The organism is Nocardioides sp. Z50_6 (genome assembly GCF_058215755.1).
In genome coordinates this window covers 63,824-77,943 of record NZ_JBZAJB010000007.1, presented here as the reverse complement: position 1 = coordinate 77,943, position 14,120 = coordinate 63,824, and the positions used below count along the sequence as shown (strand labels likewise).

At 71.7% G+C, this 14,120-nt stretch carries 17 protein-coding genes; 12 read left to right on the top strand and 5 right to left on the bottom strand.

Annotated features, from left to right (window positions below):
* Window positions 1-59: 59 nt before the first annotated feature.
* Genes AC4BGE_RS16035 through AC4BGE_RS16025 form a run of 3 tightly spaced genes read left to right on the top strand, consistent with a single transcriptional unit; the run spans window position 60 to window position 2,600 of the window.
* Window positions 60-986, top strand: coding sequence for an ABC transporter ATP-binding protein (locus tag AC4BGE_RS16035; RefSeq protein ID WP_490575913.1), 927 nt, complete (start codon window positions 60-62; stop codon window positions 984-986).
* A complete protein-coding gene (locus tag AC4BGE_RS16030) occupies window positions 986-1,783 on the top strand; it encodes an ABC transporter permease (RefSeq protein ID WP_490571585.1) in 798 nt (265 codons plus the stop codon). The genes AC4BGE_RS16035 and AC4BGE_RS16030 overlap by 1 nt, the downstream gene beginning before the upstream one ends.
* Window position 1,784: 1 nt before the next feature.
* Entirely contained in the window at window positions 1,785-2,600 is an 816-nt protein-coding gene (locus AC4BGE_RS16025) for an ABC transporter permease (protein ID WP_490575912.1), read from the top strand.
* 10 nt (window positions 2,601-2,610) lie between these two features.
* Here AC4BGE_RS16025 and AC4BGE_RS16020 read toward each other — a convergent pair whose 3' ends face one another.
* Complete coding sequence (locus AC4BGE_RS16020) at window positions 2,611-3,120, bottom strand: GNAT family N-acetyltransferase (protein WP_490575911.1); 510 nt, start codon at window positions 3,118-3,120, stop codon at window positions 2,611-2,613.
* Window positions 3,121-3,159: 39 nt separating this feature from the next.
* Here AC4BGE_RS16020 and AC4BGE_RS16015 point away from each other — a divergent pair, with 39 nt between their 5' ends.
* From AC4BGE_RS16015 to AC4BGE_RS15980, 8 genes are all read left to right on the top strand, one after another.
* Window positions 3,160-3,561, top strand: coding sequence for a DinB family protein (locus AC4BGE_RS16015; RefSeq protein ID WP_490571582.1), 402 nt, complete (start codon window positions 3,160-3,162; stop codon window positions 3,559-3,561).
* On the top strand, window positions 3,558-3,749 hold the full coding sequence (locus AC4BGE_RS16010) for a DUF3046 domain-containing protein (RefSeq protein WP_490571581.1): 192 nt from the start codon (window positions 3,558-3,560) through the stop codon (window positions 3,747-3,749). The genes AC4BGE_RS16015 and AC4BGE_RS16010 overlap by 4 nt, the downstream gene beginning before the upstream one ends.
* Before the next feature lie 20 nt (window positions 3,750-3,769).
* Window positions 3,770-5,044: an MFS transporter gene (locus tag AC4BGE_RS16005; protein ID WP_490575910.1), complete on the top strand. Its 1,275-nt coding sequence runs from the start codon at window positions 3,770-3,772 to the stop codon at window positions 5,042-5,044.
* Between the two features lie 154 nt (window positions 5,045-5,198).
* Complete coding sequence (gene recA, locus AC4BGE_RS16000) at window positions 5,199-6,251, top strand: recombinase RecA (protein ID WP_490571579.1); 1,053 nt, start codon at window positions 5,199-5,201, stop codon at window positions 6,249-6,251.
* Window position 6,252: 1 nt separating this feature from the next.
* Complete coding sequence (locus tag AC4BGE_RS15995) at window positions 6,253-6,831, top strand: regulatory protein RecX (protein ID WP_490571578.1); 579 nt, start codon at window positions 6,253-6,255, stop codon at window positions 6,829-6,831.
* Window positions 6,832-6,840: 9 nt separating this feature from the next.
* Entirely contained in the window at window positions 6,841-7,704 is an 864-nt protein-coding gene (locus AC4BGE_RS15990; protein ID WP_490575909.1) for a PPK2 family polyphosphate kinase, read from the top strand.
* Window positions 7,701-8,459, top strand: a complete 759-nt coding sequence (locus AC4BGE_RS15985) for a HipA family kinase (RefSeq protein WP_490575908.1) — start codon at window positions 7,701-7,703, stop codon at window positions 8,457-8,459. Before AC4BGE_RS15990 ends, AC4BGE_RS15985 begins: the two co-directional genes overlap by 4 nt.
* Entirely contained in the window at window positions 8,459-8,839 is a 381-nt protein-coding gene (locus AC4BGE_RS15980) for a DUF3037 domain-containing protein (RefSeq protein WP_490575907.1), read from the top strand. Before AC4BGE_RS15985 ends, AC4BGE_RS15980 begins: the two co-directional genes overlap by 1 nt.
* 47 nt (window positions 8,840-8,886) lie before the next feature.
* Here AC4BGE_RS15980 and AC4BGE_RS15975 read toward each other — a convergent pair whose 3' ends face one another.
* From AC4BGE_RS15975 to AC4BGE_RS15960, 4 genes are all read right to left on the bottom strand, one after another.
* Complete coding sequence (locus AC4BGE_RS15975) at window positions 8,887-9,630, bottom strand: sirohydrochlorin chelatase (protein WP_490571574.1); 744 nt, start codon at window positions 9,628-9,630, stop codon at window positions 8,887-8,889.
* An 82-nt stretch (window positions 9,631-9,712) separates the two neighbouring features.
* On the bottom strand, window positions 9,713-10,456 hold the full coding sequence (locus AC4BGE_RS15970; protein WP_490571573.1) for a phosphoadenylyl-sulfate reductase: 744 nt from the start codon (window positions 10,454-10,456) through the stop codon (window positions 9,713-9,715).
* Entirely contained in the window at window positions 10,453-10,608 is a 156-nt protein-coding gene (locus tag AC4BGE_RS15965) for a hypothetical protein (RefSeq protein WP_490571572.1), read from the bottom strand. Before AC4BGE_RS15965 ends, AC4BGE_RS15970 begins: the two co-directional genes overlap by 4 nt.
* A 1-nt stretch (window position 10,609) precedes the next feature.
* Window positions 10,610-12,316: a nitrite/sulfite reductase gene (locus AC4BGE_RS15960; protein ID WP_490575906.1), complete on the bottom strand. Its 1,707-nt coding sequence runs from the start codon at window positions 12,314-12,316 to the stop codon at window positions 10,610-10,612.
* Window positions 12,317-12,674: 358 nt separating this feature from the next.
* Here AC4BGE_RS15960 and AC4BGE_RS15955 point away from each other — a divergent pair, with 358 nt between their 5' ends.
* Window positions 12,675-14,120, top strand: coding sequence for a glycine hydroxymethyltransferase (locus AC4BGE_RS15955; RefSeq protein WP_490575905.1), 1,446 nt, complete (start codon window positions 12,675-12,677; stop codon window positions 14,118-14,120).

Below are 14,120 nucleotides of genomic sequence, written 5' to 3'. Positions count from 1 at the left end.
ACGCAGCCGTGAGGCACCGGAGTGTCGCGGGTGTCGGCGGTGGTTTGTAGTCTCGCCCGGTGACCGAGTCGATGATCTCCGCCCGAGGCCTGCGCAAGTCGTTCGGCGACTTCGAGGCGGTGCGTGGCATCGACGTCGAGGTCCGGCGCGGAGAGGCGTTCGGCTTCCTCGGCCCCAACGGCGCCGGCAAGTCCAGCACCATGCGGATGATCGCGGCGGTGAGCCCGATCAGCGGCGGCGAGCTGCGCATCCTCGGCCTGGACCCCGCCACCGACGGCCCGGCCATCCGCGGCCGCCTCGGCGTGTGCCCCCAGGAGGACACCCTCGACAACGAGCTCAACGTCTTCGACAACCTCTACATCTACGGTCGCTACTTCGGGATCCCGCGGGCCGAGGTGCGGGAGCGCGCCGAGCAGCTGCTGGAGTTCGTGCAGCTGACGGAGAAGCGCAAGGCCCGGGTCGAGGACCTCTCCGGCGGGATGAAGCGCCGGCTGACCATCGCACGGAGCCTTGTCAGCTCGCCCGAGCTGCTGCTCCTCGACGAGCCGACCACCGGCCTCGACCCGCAGGCCCGTCACGTCCTGTGGGACCAGCTCTTCCGGCTCAAGCACGCCGGCGTCACCCTCGTGCTGACCACCCACTACATGGACGAGGCCGAGCAGCTCTGCGACCGGCTCGTGGTCATGGACAAGGGACTGGTGGTCGCGGAGGGCAGCCCGCGCGAGCTGATCGCGGCCCACTCCACCCGTGAGGTGGCGGAGCTCAGGTTCGGCATCGGCGAGAACGAGCGCGCGGCCGAGGTGGTGGCCGACCTCGGCAGCCGGATCGAGGTGCTGCCCGACCGGCTCCTGGTCTACTCCGACGACGGCGAGGAGGTGATCGCCAAGGTGCACGAGCGCGGCCTCGAGCCGCTGGCGGTCCTGGTGCGCCGGTCCACCCTCGAGGACGTCTTCCTCGCGCTCACCGGCCGTTCCCTGGCGGACTGATGACTCCCTCACGTCTCAGCGCGCGCGAAGGCCTCAGCCGTCAGCTCGACTACTGGTGGACCGTCTACAAGCGGACCTGGCGCGGCGGCTTCATCTCCAGCTTCGTGGCGCCCCTCTTCTACGTGGTCGCCATGGGGGTGCTGCTGGGGGGCTTCATCGAGGCCGACCCCGACCGGCTCGAGGGCGCCCCCTCCTACCTGGCCTTCGTGGTGCCCGGCCTGGTCGCGGCGCACGCCATGCAGGTCGCGGTGGGGGAGACCACCTACCCGGTGATGGGCGGGATCAAGTGGCACAAGACCTACTGGGCGCAGCTGGCCACGCCCCTGTCGGTGCGCGACATCGTCAACGCCCACCTCGCCTTCGTCGTGGTCAGGGTCGCCTCGGCCTGCGCCGTCTTCATGCTGGTGCTGGCCCCCTTCGGTGTCTTCGAGTCGTGGTGGGGGCCGGTCCTGGCCTGGTGCGGCCAGGTGCTGGTCGGCACGGCGTTCGCCTGCCTGGTGATGGCCTTCAGCGTGCGGCTCCGCGACGAGCAGGGGTTCGGCCTCGTCTACCGCCTGGGCGTGGTCCCGCTGACCCTCTTCTCGGGCGCCTTCTTCCCGATCGCCAACCTGGGGCCGGTGCTGGAGTGGGTGGCCCGGCTGACCCCGCTGTGGCACGGGGTGAGCCTGTCGCGGATGTTCTCCCTCGACGTGGTCGACTGGCCCCTCGCCGTCGTCCACGTGCTGGTGCTGAGCGTCCTCAGCGTGCTGGGCTGGCGGTGGGCCGTGACCGGGCTCGAGAAGCGGCTGGAGGTCTGAGATGGTGACGACCGACCCGAACGCCCGGGGCGCCGACGAGCGCGCGTGGGGGCCGGCCCAGGCCGCCGGCGTGGTGGTGCTGCGCAACTACATCACCTACCGCTCGGCCTGGAAGCTCTTCCTGACCGGTTTCCTCGAGCCCGTCTTCTACCTCTTCTCGATCGGGATCGGGGTCGGCGCCCTGGTCAGCGGGTTCGAGCTCGGTGGCGAGGAGATCTCGTACGCCGCCTTCGTGGCCCCCGGCATGCTCGCCGCCTCGGCCTTCAACGGCGCCCTGATGGATTCCACCTACAACGTGTTCTTCAAGCTCAAGTACGACCGCCTCTACGACCAGATGCTGGCGACTCCGCTCACTCCGGGCGACGTGGCCAGGGGCGAGATCGCCTGGGGGCTGATCCGCGGCTCCACCTACTCGGCCGCGTTCCTGCTGGTGATGGCCGCGATGGGCCTGGTCGAGTCGTGGTGGGCGGTGCTGGCGCTGCCCGCGGCGATCCTCATCGCCTTCGCCTTCTCGGCGGTCTGCATGGCGCTGACCACCTACATGAAGTCGTTCCAGGACTTCGACAAGATCACCCTGGCCCAGCTGCCGCTCTTCCTCTTCTCCGCGACCTTCTTCCCGATCAGCACCTACGGCGACGGGGCGCTGCGCTGGCTGATCGAGGTCACCCCTCTCTACCGCGGGGTGGTGCTCTGCCGGGAGCTGACCACCGGGCACCTGTCGGCGGCCTCGGCGGTGAGCGTGGTCTACCTGCTGGCCATGGGCCTGCTCGGGCTCGTCGTCGTGCGGCGCCGGCTCGCGGCGCTGCTGCTGACCTGACGGGTCGTCGTCAGGGCAGCGTGACCAGCATCTTCTGATACCACGCGATGTCGATCCACTGGTCGAACTTGAAGCCGATCTCCTTCATCTCCCCGACCTTCTCGAACCCCGCGGCCACGTGGAGCGCCTCGCTCGCCGGGTTGGGCAGGGCGACCAGCGCCACGGCGGAGTGCACCCCGGAGACGGCCATGGTCTCGAGCAGGGCCGGGTAGAGGAGCCGGCCGACCCCACGCCCCCGGACGCCGGCGTCGAGGTAGATCGAGGTCTCGCGGGTCCGGGCGTAGGCGGGACGTGGGCGGAAGGACCACGAGTAGGCGTACCCGACCGCCCGGTCCGACTCGTCGACGGCGACCAGGAGGTGGTCGCCCGGGTGCTGGCCGTCGAGACGGGCCCGCCAGTAGTCGAGGTCAGGGGGCTCCAGGTCGAAGGTCGCCGTGGAGTGCTCCACCGCGTCGCTGTAGATGTCGGAGATCACCGCCAGGTCGCTCTCGGTGGCGGACCGGGTGGAGAAGGAAGGCATGGGCCCCATTCTTTCAGGTGGGGCTGGTTCAATGTGCGGGTGCCCGACCCGTGCGACCTCGTCCCCGACACCAAGGACTGGACCTGGGTGCCCGGACGCTGGTCGGCGCTGGAGTACGCGTGCCACGTGCGCGACGTCCACCGGGTCTTCGCCGAGCGCCTGGAGGCGATGCTGGCCCACGACGGCGCGCGCTTCGCCGACTGGGACCAGGACGCGGCTGCGGTGTCCGGGCGCTACGCCGAGCAGGAGCCGCGCACGGTCGAGCTCGAGCTGATCGAGGCCGCCGGCACGGTCGGGGGCCTCTACGCCACCGTGACGCCGGCGCTGGAGGGGCGGACCGGGATCCGCAGCAACGGCAGCCGCTTCACGGTGCTCACCCTCGCTCGCTACCACCTCCACGACGTGCTCCATCACCTCCACGACCTCGGCAGGCCGCTGTGAGGCACACCGAGTTCTGGGCTCGGCTGGAGGAGGTCAAGGGCGCTCAGGCCAGGTCCTGGGCCGAGCTCTTCGTCATGCCCGAGCTGGGCTCGCGCACCGTCCAGGAGGCCTTCGAGGCCAAGATGGCGCCCAAGCAGGTCTGGGCGGCCGTCTGGCAGCACCTGGAGCTCCCGGACTCGCTGCGGTGACGGGTCCGTCGACGGCACCGGTGACGTCGCCCCCCGCCGTGGCCAAGGTGCAGCGACGCACGGTCCTCGCCCTCGTCGTCGTCCAGGCGGTCGGGGCGCTCGGCATGACGATCGGCATCGCCACCGCGTCGCTGCTGGCCCGCGACCTCTCCGGCTCCGAGGCACTGGCCGGGCTGGCCCAGACCTTCCAGGTGCTGGGATCGGCGGCCGCAGCCTGGTTGCTGGCCGGACTCATGTCGCGGGCCGGTCGTCGCCGCGGCCTGGTCACCGGCTACCTCGTCGCGGCGTGCGGGGGCGGGCTCGCGGTCCTGGCGGGCGTGTGGGGGAGCCTGCTGGTCCTGCTCGGCGGCATGGTCCTGCTCGGTGCCGCCACGGCGGCCAACAACGCCGCGCGGTACGCCGCCACCGATCTCGCCCCGGCGGCGAGCCGGGCCCGCGCGCTCTCCGTGGTGGTGTGGGCCACCACCATCGGGGCGGTGGTCGGACCCAACCTCACCGGCCCAGCCTCCTCGCTCGCCTCGACGCTGGAGATCCCTCGGCTCACCGGGCCGTTCGTGCTCGGCGCGGTGGGGATGGCGGCGGCCGCGCTCGCCTCCTTGCTCCTCCTGCGACCCGACCCGTTGCTGCTGGCCCGGCGGCTGGCCGGCGAGGAGGCGAACGCGAGCGGCGCCGTCCGCGAGGGAGCCCGCCCGGTGGCCCCGACCTCCTGGGGACGGGTGGTGGCGACGGTGCGGGAGCGTCCGGTGCTGGGCGTGGCCGTCGTGGGGCTCGCCGGCGCCCACGCCACGATGGTGGCGGTGATGGTGATGACACCGCTGCACATGGAGCACGGCGAGGCGGGGCTCGAGGTCATCGGGTTCGTCATCTCCGTGCACGTCCTGGGGATGTTCGCCTTCTCCCCGCTGGTGGGGGTGGCGGCCGACCGGTGCGGGCGGGCCCAGGTGATGGGAGCCGGGGGAGTGGTCCTGCTCGCGTCGCTGCTGCTGTGCGCGCTGGCGCCGGAGGGCACCTCGTGGCAGATCTTCGCCGGCCTCTTCCTGCTGGGGCTGGGCTGGTCGTGCGTCACGATCGCCGCCTCCACCCTGGTGGCCGACCACGCGCCGCTGCAGGTCCGGGCCGACGTGCAGGGGGCGGCCGACATGACCATGAGCCTGACCGCGGCGGGCTTCAGTGCGCTCGCCGGCCTGGTGGTCGGGGCCTGGGGCTACCCGGTGCTGGCGGCCTGCTGCGCCGGGCTGGCGCTGGTCGTGGTGGGCGCGGCGCTGCGGGTGCCGCGACACGCCCGGCCCGGGTGAGGTGATCGAACACCTGTTCGGGCTACGCTGTCTCCACAGGTACGACGCGGAGCGGAGTCGTCCACAGCGAAGACCGGGCTGATCAGGTCCTGTCGGTGGTCCGCTCTAGCGTCGAAGACGTACCTGGCAACCGACAAGACGAATGGGGCATGACATGGCTGGTGGAGACCGTGAGAAGGCGCTGGACGCTGCTCTCGCCAATATCGAGAAGTCGTTCGGCAAGGGCTCGGTCATGCGACTGGGCGACGAGACCCGTGCCCCGCTGGAGGTGATCCCGACCGGCGCCATCGCCCTCGACGTGGCCCTCGGCCTCGGTGGGCTGCCCCGGGGCAGGGTCGTGGAGATCTACGGACCGGAGTCCTCCGGAAAGACCACCGTCGCCCTGCACGCCGTGGCCAACGCCCAGGCCGGCGGTGGCATCGTGGCGTTCATCGACGCCGAGCACGCGCTCGACCCGGACTACGCCAAGGCCCTCGGCGTCGACACCGACGCGCTCCTGGTCTCCCAGCCCGACTCCGGCGAGCAGGCCCTCGAGATCGCCGACATGCTGGTGCGCTCGGGCGCCCTGGACCTCATCGTCATCGACTCCGTCGCGGCCCTGGTGCCCCGGGCCGAGATCGAGGGTGAGATGGGGGACAGTCACGTCGGTCTCCAGGCGCGACTGATGAGCCAGGCCCTGCGCAAGATGACCGGTGCCCTCAACAACTCGGGCACCACCGCGATCTTCATCAACCAGCTCCGCGAGAAGATCGGCGTCATGTTCGGGTCCCCGGAGACCACGACCGGTGGTCGGGCCCTGAAGTTCTACTCCTCGGTCCGTCTCGACGTGCGTCGTATCGAGACGCTCAAGGACGGCCAGGAGATGGTCGGCAACCGGACCCGGGTCAAGGTCGTCAAGAACAAGGTCGCGCCGCCGTTCAAGCAGGCCGAGTTCGACATCATGTACGGCAAGGGCATCAGCCGCGAGGGCGGTCTGATCGACGTGGGCGTCGAGGCAGGACTCGTCCGCAAGGCCGGCGCCTGGTACACCTACGAGGGCGACCAGCTCGGCCAGGGCAAGGAGAACGCCCGCTCGTTCCTGCGCGACAATCCCGACCTGGCCAACGAGCTCGAGAAGCGGATCCTGGAGAAGCTGGGCGTGGGCCCGCAGGTCGACACGCCGGCCGACGACCTCTCCGACGAGCCCATCGGGGTCAGTGACTTCTGACGTGGCCGGCTCCACCGGCCCGTCGTGGCGCGGCGACGTCCACCACGGGGTCGCGGCCTGGACCGGGGACCTTCCTGAGGACCCGGTCCAGGCCGGACCCCCGGCCGACCACGAGGCGGTCGCGCGGAAGATCCTGCTCGACCAGCTGACCGGCCGGGCGCGCAGCCGCAAGGAGCTCGCCGACAAGCTCGCCGCCAAGAACGTGCCGGACGACATCGCCACGAGGCTGCTCGACCGGTTCGAGGAAGTCGGCCTGATCGACGACGAGGCCTTCGCCCGGGCCTGGATCGCCAGCCGCCAGCCGGGTAAGGGTCTGGCCGGTCGGGCCCTGGCCCAGGAGCTGCGCCGCAAGGGGATCGAGGACGAGGTGGTCCGCGAGGCGATCGCCGAGATCGACCCCGACGACGAGGAGCAGGCCGCGCGGGCGCTGGTCCGCAAGAAGCTGCGCAGCATGGCGCGCCTCGACCGCGACACCGCCACCCGGCGGCTCGTGGGGCTCCTGGCCCGCAAGGGCTACGGCAGCGGCCTGGCGTTCGCCGTCGTCCGCGACGAGCTCGGGGCCGCGGGGGAGACCGACTAGTCTTCCTCCATGCCCGACCTCGCCGGCCACTCCGTGGACACCGCGCCGCTGCGGGCGGTGCCGGGACGGATCGCCCTCGACGAGGCCTCGGCGGGTGCCACGCCGGGCTTTCACGGCGGCAAGAGCGCCGGGGGCGCCGCGCTGGCCGGGCTGGCCGACGAGCTCGCCGACCTCCAGGAGCGCCTCTGGGCCAATCGGACGACGGGCTCCCAGCGCCGGGTCCTGCTCGTCCTTCAGGGGATGGACACCAGCGGGAAGGGCGGGGTCATCCGGCGCGCGCTCGGCCTGGTCGACCCCCAGGGGCTCCAGATCACCAGCTTCAAGCGGCCCACCGACGAGGAGCTCGCGCACGACTTCCTCTGGCGGATCCGCCGGGCGGTGCCCACCCCGGGGCACATCGGCGTCTTCGACCGCAGCCACTACGAGGACGTCCTGGTGGTGAAGGTGCACGGCTGGGCGCCGCCGGAGGAGATCGAGCGTCGCTACCAGGCGATCAACGACTTCGAGTCCGAGCTGGTGGCGAGCGGGGTGACGCTGGTCAAGTGCATGCTCCACGTCTCCCGGGCCCAGCAGCGCGAACGTCTCCAGGCCCGGCTGGACAACCCGGCCAAGCACTGGAAGTACGAGCCGGGCGACCTCGACGAGCGCGTGCTGTGGGACTCCTACCGGGAGGCCTACCAGACCGCCCTCACCCGGACGAGCACCGAGCACGCCCCCTGGTACGTCGTCGCCTCCGACCTCAAGTGGTACCGCAACCTCGCGGTGGCGCAGCTCCTGCTCGAGGCGCTGCGCGGCCTGGAGCTGGAGTGGCCGCCCGCCGCCTTCGACGTCGAGGCGGAGAAGGCGCGGCTCGCGGCGATGGGGGACAGGTGATCCCCCGGGTCCAGGTCACCCGGTACGTCACCCCCCTGCGGGAGGGCGGCAGTCTGCCGGGGCTGGTCGAGGCCGAGGACCTCGGCATCTACGTGTGCAAGTTCCTCGGTGCCGGCCAGGGCGTCCGGGTCCTCGTCGCCGAGGTGCTGGTCAGCGAGCTCGCCGGGCGCCTCGGGCTGCGGACCCCGCGGCTGGTGGGCCTCGACCTGGGCGCGGAGATCGCGCGCTACGAGGCCGACGAGGAGGTCCAGGACCTGCTCGTGGCCAGTGTCGGGCTCAACCTCGGGGTGGACTTCCTGCCGGGTGCCTTCGGGTATGACGGCGAGCAGTCCATCGACCCCGGGACCGCCGCCCGGATCCTGTGGCTCGACGCCTTCACCGCCAACGTCGACCGGAGCTGGCGCAACCCCAACCTGCTGGTGTGGCACGGCGACGTCTGGGTGATCGACCACGGCGCCTCGCTCTACTTCCACCACGCCTGGAGCGGTGGGGTCACCGACCCCCAGCGCTTCGCCCGCCAGCCGTGGGACGTCAGCGACCACGTGCTCGAGGCCTTCGCTCCCAAGGTCGCGGCCGCCGACGAGCAGGCGCGTGCCGTGCTCTCGCGCGAGGTCTTCGCCGAGGTGGTCGAGCTGGTGCCCGACGAGTGGCTGAGGTCGGTGCCGGGGGCCGCCCCCGCCGAGCTGCGGGCGGCGTACGTCGACTTCCTCACCGCCCGGCTCGAGAGCCGTGCCTGGCTGCCCGGGGAGGCGTGATGACCCGGTACCCCTACGAGTACGTGGTGCTCAGGTGCGTCCCGCGACCGGAGCGGGAGGAGTTCCTCAACGTGGGCGTGGTGCTGCACTGCCAGGGCGCGGAGTTCCTCGAGGTGGCCTGGCGGGCCAGCCCGGAGCGGCTCCGGGCGCTCGACCCGGGACTCGACGTCGACCAGGTCTGCGCGGCTCTGGCCTTCGTCGAGGGCGTCTGTGCCGGTGACCCCCGCGGCGGCGCGGCCGGCACCAAGCCGCGGGGGACGCGCTTCGGCTTCCTGAAGGCGCCGAAGTCGACGGTCCTGCAGCCCGGCCCGGTGCACGGCGGGATCACCGGTGACCCGGCCGGCCAGCTCGAGCACCTGCTGGCCAGCCTGGTCGGGTGACCCGGGCGCGGACGCGGGTCACCCGACCGGACCGGCAGCGGCGTCGCTCAGACGGGGACGAGCTCCACGGCGCCGACGGCGTACCGGGCCAGGATCGTGCGCGCGACCTCGGGGTGGGCCCCCAACGGCGCCGAGACGGCGACGGCCCCGGCCTCCAGGGCGAGCTCCGCGGCCCGGTCCGGCAGGAAGCCGGGCGCGAGGAAGAGCGAGGCGACCGCGATGTGCCGCTTGCCCTGGTTGCGGAAGGCGCGGACCGCCTCGCCGGTCGCCGGCGGCGCCGCCGAGGCGAACGCGGCGGTGACCGGGAGCTTGTGGCGGCTGCCCCAGACCCGGGCCAGCCGGGCGACGGACTGGTTGGCCAGGGCGTCGGAGGACCCGGCGGCGGCCAGCACGAGGGCGTCGAGCTCGCGCACCCGCGCGTCCTTGAGCGCCTCGCGCATCCGCAGGTCGAGGACCTCCAGGAAGGCCGGCTCGAGGCCGAGCACCGCGGTGGCGCAGACCTTGACCCCCGGGTGGCTCGCCATCGCCTCGGCGACGGCCTGGGGCACGTCGACCTTGGCGTGGTAGGCCTCGGTGAGCAGCAGCGGCACCACCACGATCTCGTCGTGGCCGGCCTTGACGAGCCGGTCGACGGTCGTCTGGAAGGACGGCCGGGACAGCTCGAGGAACGCCTGCTCGATCCGGAGGTCCGGACGCATGCGGCGTGCCTCGTCGACGAGGGCCTTGATCGTCGCCGCGGACCTGGGGTCCCGGCTTCCGTGGGCGAGTGCAACCAATGCAGGAGCAGCCATCAGCATGGCCTCCCATCTCGGGTGAGGTGTGCATCGACGACGTTGTCGATCTTGTTGAGGGTGGTGACGAGGGATGAGGTCTTCATGAGTGGATCCCGCACTCGGTCTTGCCGGTGCCGGCCCAGCGGCCGCTGCGGGGGTCGTCGCCGGGGGCGACCCGACGGGTGCAGGGCCAGCAGCCGATGCTGGGGTAGCCGTCGTAGACCAGCGGGTTGACCAGCACGCCGTTCTCGGCGATGTAGCGGTCGACCTGCTCGTCGGACCAGCGGGCCAGGGGGGAGACCTTGACCTTGCCCTTGCGGGCGTCCCACCCGACGACCGGGGCGATGACCCGGTTGTGGGTCTCGGCGCGACGCAGCCCGGTGGCCCAGGCGTCGTAGCCGGACAGGGCGTCGGCGAGCGGCCTGACCTTGCGCAGGGCGCAGCACAGGTCGGGATCGGTGCGGAAGAGCTCGGGCCCGTGCTCGGCGTCCTGCTCGGCGACGCTGCTGACCGGGGTGATGGTCAGCAGGTTGACCGGCAGGGTCGCCTCGACGGCGTCACGGGTGCCGATCGTCTCGGCGAAGTGGTAGCCGGTGTCGAGGAAGACGACGTCGACGCCTGGGGCCACCTTGCTGGCCAGGTGGGCCAGCACCGCGTCGCCCATCGAGCTGGTGAGGCAGAACCGGTCGCCGAAGGTGGCGACGGCCCACTCGATGATGTGCTCGGCCGGGGCGAGCTCCAGCTCGGCCCCCACGTGGGAGACCAGCTCCCGGAGCTCCTCGGGGGAGCGGTCGGCGGTGTGGGTGCCGCGGAACTCGCGGGCCGCCTGGGTGGAGAGACTCATCGGGCACCACCTCCGGGCCGGATCATGCCCAGCATCTTGACGCTGAAGGCGCGCAGGCAGGCGCGGCACTCCCAGGCCCCGTGGCCTTCTTGGGGGAAGAGGTCCTGCTCCCCGCAGTAGGGGCAGTGGTAGGGCACCGCGCGCTCGCTCATCTCAGACCCCCTCCAGGGCGCGCTCGCCGCGCAGGTGGGCCTCGTCGGCGCGGGCGACCCAGGCGGCGAAGTGCTCGTCGGGGGCACGCTCGGCCAGGAAGGCGGAGACGACGCGGGTGATGTAGTCGTCGAGCTCGGCGCTGGTGACCTTGTGGGCGCGCAGCTTGCGACCGAAGTTGGCGCCCAGCCCCAGCGCGCCGCCCAGGTGGACCTGGAAGCCCTCGACCTGGTTGCCGTCGGCGTCGAGGACCAGCTGGCCCTTGAGGCCGATGTCGGCGACCTGGGTGCGCGCGCAGGCGTTGGGGCAGCCGTTGACGTTGACGGTGATCGGCACGTCGAGGCCGGGGAAGCGCCGCTCGAGCTCGGTGACCAGTGCGCGGGCGCGGTCCTTGGTGTCGACGATCGCCAGCTTGCAGAACTCGATGCCCGTGCACGCCATCGTGTTGCGGCGCCAGTTGGACGGGGTCGCGTCGAGGCCGATGCGGCGCAGGTCGGCGACGAACGCGTCGGTGTCGGCGCCGTCGACGCCGAGCACCACGAGCTTCTGGTAGGCGGTCAGGCGGACGCCGCGGGCGCCGTACTTGTCGACGAGGTCGGCCAGGTCGAGCAGCACCTGCCCGTTGACGCGACCCACCACCGGCGCGGCACCGACGTAGAACCGGCCGTCCTTCTGCTCGTGCACGCCGATGTGGTCGCCCTGGGTCAGCGGGGAGACGGGAGAGGCGTGGTCCAGGAGGGTGCGGCCGAGGTACTCCTGCTCCAGCACCTCGCGGAACCGCTCCACGCCCCAGTCGGCCACCAGGAACTTCAGCCGCGCCTTGGAGCGCAACCGCCGGTAGCCGTAGTCGCGGAAGATGCCGCAGACGGCCTCCCACACGTCGGGGACCTCGGCCAGCGGCACCCAGACGCCGAGCTTCTGGGCGAGCATCGGGTTGGTGGAGAGACCGCCACCGACCCAGACGTCGAAGCCGGGACCGTGCTCGGGGTGGACCGAGCCGACGAAGGAGATGTCGTTGACCTCGGGCGCCACGTCGTGGCTGGGGTGACCGGTCAGCGCGGTCTTGAACTTGCGGGGGAGGTTGGAGAACTCCGGGTTGTTCAGCGCCCGGCGCTTGATCTCCTCCAGCGCCCAGGTGCCGTCGATGATCTCGTCCCGGGCGATCCCGGCGACAGGCGAGCCGAGGAACGGCCGGGGCGAGTCGCCGCAGGCCTCGAGGGTGGTCAGGCCGGCGCCTTCGAGCCGCTCCCAGATCGCCGGCACGCTCTCGACCTCGATCCAGTGGTACTGGATGTTGTTGCGGTCGGTGATGTCGGCGGTGCCGCGGGCGAACTCCTGCGAGACGCTGCCCAGGGCGCGGAGCGCCTCGGCGTCCAGGACGGCGCCGTCGGTGCGGACCCGCATCATGAAGAAGCGATCGTCGAGCTCCTCCTCCTCGAGCTGGGCGGTCTTGCCGCCGTCGAAGCCGGGGGCCCGCTGGGTGTAGAGCCCCATCCACCGGAAGCGGCCGCGGAGGTCGGCGGGGTCGATGGAGTCAAACCCGCGCTTGGAGTAGATGTTGAGGATGCGAGCCCGGACGTTGAGCGGGTTGTCGTCCTTCTTGGCCTGCTCGTTCTTGTTGAGCGGCTCGGAGTAGCCGAGGGCCCACTGGCCCTCGCCGCGCTTGGGACGCGGGCGGGCGGTGCGAGCGGGAGCAGGGGTGGCAGTCATCGTGATGGTCCTTGTTCGCTGAGGGCCGCGCGCATCGTCGCCGCGCGGAGGGGTGGTGGGCGTCAGCGGGGCCAACAGATCATGCTGCGGGTGCGCCCGTAGTCCACGTGGCGACGGACCACGAGGAACTTGTGGGTGGCGCGGCTGATCATGTCAAGGAGTCTCATTGGCCGGACAGGGACTCCACAAGGCTTATGTCCGACATGTGGACGCCTGTCTCAAATTATGGAATACGGATGGCGGGTCGGAGCCTGCCGCCGCGAGGGGTGAGGTGCAGGTCACACCCGGAGCGCGAGCTCGTGCGCCCCACGGGGGCGTCACCGCCGAACCGCGGCCCGGGGCTCACTAGGCTGGGGTCATGACCGACTCCCTCTCCGAGCTGACCAGCACCGCCTACAACTCCGCGCTCGAGGTCATCGCCTCGGTGGAGCCGCGGATCGCCGCCGCCACCCGGCAGGAGCTGGCCGACCAGCGAGGTTCACTCAAGCTCATCGCCTCCGAGAACTACGCCTCGCCCGCCGTGCTCCTCACCATGGGCACCTGGCTCAGCGACAAGTACGCCGAGGGCACCGTCGGGCACCGGTTCTACGCCGGCTGCCAGAACGTCGACACCGTGGAGTCGCTGGCCGCCGAGCACGCGCGCGAGCTCTTCGGCGCCCCCTACGCCTACGTGCAGCCGCACTCCGGCATCGACGCCAACCTGGTGGCCTTCTGGTCGATCCTGGCGAACCGCGTCGAGACCCCCGCCCTGGCCCGCCTGGGCGCCAAGAACGTCAACGAGCTCACCGAGGCCGACTGGGAGTCGCTGCGCCACGACCTCGGCAACCAGCGGCTGCTCGGGATGAGCCTGGACGCCGGCGGCCACCTCACGCACGGCTTCCGGCCCAACATCAGCGGCAAGATGTTCCACCAGCAGCAGTACGGGACCGACCCGGAGACCGGGCTGCTCGACTACGACGTGGTGGCCGCCAAGGCCCGCGAGTTCAAGCCGCTGATCCTGGTCGCCGGCTACAGCGCCTACCCGCGCCGGGTCAACTTCGCCAAGATGCGTGAGATCGCCGACGAGGTGGGCGCCGTGCTGATGGTCGACATGGCGCACTTCGCCGGCCTGGTCGCCGGCAAGGTCTTCACCGGCGAGGAGAACCCGGTGCCCTACGCCCACGTCACGACCACCACGACGCACAAGTCGCTGCGCGGCCCGCGCGGTGGCATGGTGCTGGCCCAGGAGGAGTTCGCCGCCGACGTCGACCGCGGCTGCCCGATGGTGCTGGGCGGCCCGCTCTCCCACGTGATGGCCGCCAAGGCGGTCGCCCTCGCGGAGGCGCGGACCACCGAGTTCCAGGACTACGCCCAGCGGGTCGCCGACAACGCCAAGTCGCTGGCCGAGGGCTTCGCGACGCGCGGGGCCAAGCTGGTCACCGGCGGCACCGACAACCACCTGGTGCTGCTCGACGTCACCTCCTTCGGGCTGACCGGACGCCAGGCGGAGTCGGCGCTGCTCGACGCCGGTGTGGTCACCAACCGCAACTCGGTGCCCGCGGACCCGAACGGCGCCTGGTACACCTCCGGCGTGCGGCTGGGCACCCCCGCCCTGACCACCCGCGGATTCGGCCACGCCGAGTTCGACCGGGTCGCGGAGCTCATCGTCGAGGTGCTGGCCAACACCGAGGCCGGCCTGACCAAGGCCGGCGGCGCGTCCAAGGCCTCCTACACCCTGGCCGACGGGGTCGCTGGCCGCGTGCGTGACGCCAGCGCGGAGCTGTTGGACAAGCACCCGCTCTACCCGGGTCTCGACCTGGCCTGA

Bases quoted from the DNA above. Each gene is read 5' to 3' on its own strand.
- AC4BGE_RS15965 (WP_490571572.1), bottom strand. From the start codon at position 10,608: ATGAGCGAGCGCGCGGTGCCCTACCACTGCCCCTACTGCGGGGAGCAG.
- AC4BGE_RS15955 (WP_490575905.1), top strand. From the start codon at position 12,675: ATGACCGACTCCCTCTCCGAGCTGACCAGCACCGCCTACAACTCCGCG.
- recA (WP_490571579.1), top strand. From the start codon at position 5,199: ATGGCTGGTGGAGACCGTGAGAAGGCGCTGGACGCTGCTCTCGCCAAT.
- AC4BGE_RS16030 (WP_490571585.1), top strand. From the start codon at position 986: ATGACTCCCTCACGTCTCAGCGCGCGCGAAGGCCTCAGCCGTCAGCTC.
- AC4BGE_RS16020 (WP_490575911.1), bottom strand. From the start codon at position 3,120: ATGCCTTCCTTCTCCACCCGGTCCGCCACCGAGAGCGACCTGGCGGTG.
- AC4BGE_RS15975 (WP_490571574.1), bottom strand. From the start codon at position 9,630: ATGGCTGCTCCTGCATTGGTTGCACTCGCCCACGGAAGCCGGGACCCC.
- AC4BGE_RS16025 (WP_490575912.1), top strand. From the start codon at position 1,785: ATGGTGACGACCGACCCGAACGCCCGGGGCGCCGACGAGCGCGCGTGG.
- AC4BGE_RS15980 (WP_490575907.1), top strand. From the start codon at position 8,459: ATGACCCGGTACCCCTACGAGTACGTGGTGCTCAGGTGCGTCCCGCGA.
- AC4BGE_RS15970 (WP_490571573.1), bottom strand. From the start codon at position 10,456: ATGAGTCTCTCCACCCAGGCGGCCCGCGAGTTCCGCGGCACCCACACC.
- AC4BGE_RS15960 (WP_490575906.1), bottom strand. From the start codon at position 12,316: ATGACTGCCACCCCTGCTCCCGCTCGCACCGCCCGCCCGCGTCCCAAG.
- AC4BGE_RS15990 (WP_490575909.1), top strand. From the start codon at position 6,841: ATGCCCGACCTCGCCGGCCACTCCGTGGACACCGCGCCGCTGCGGGCG.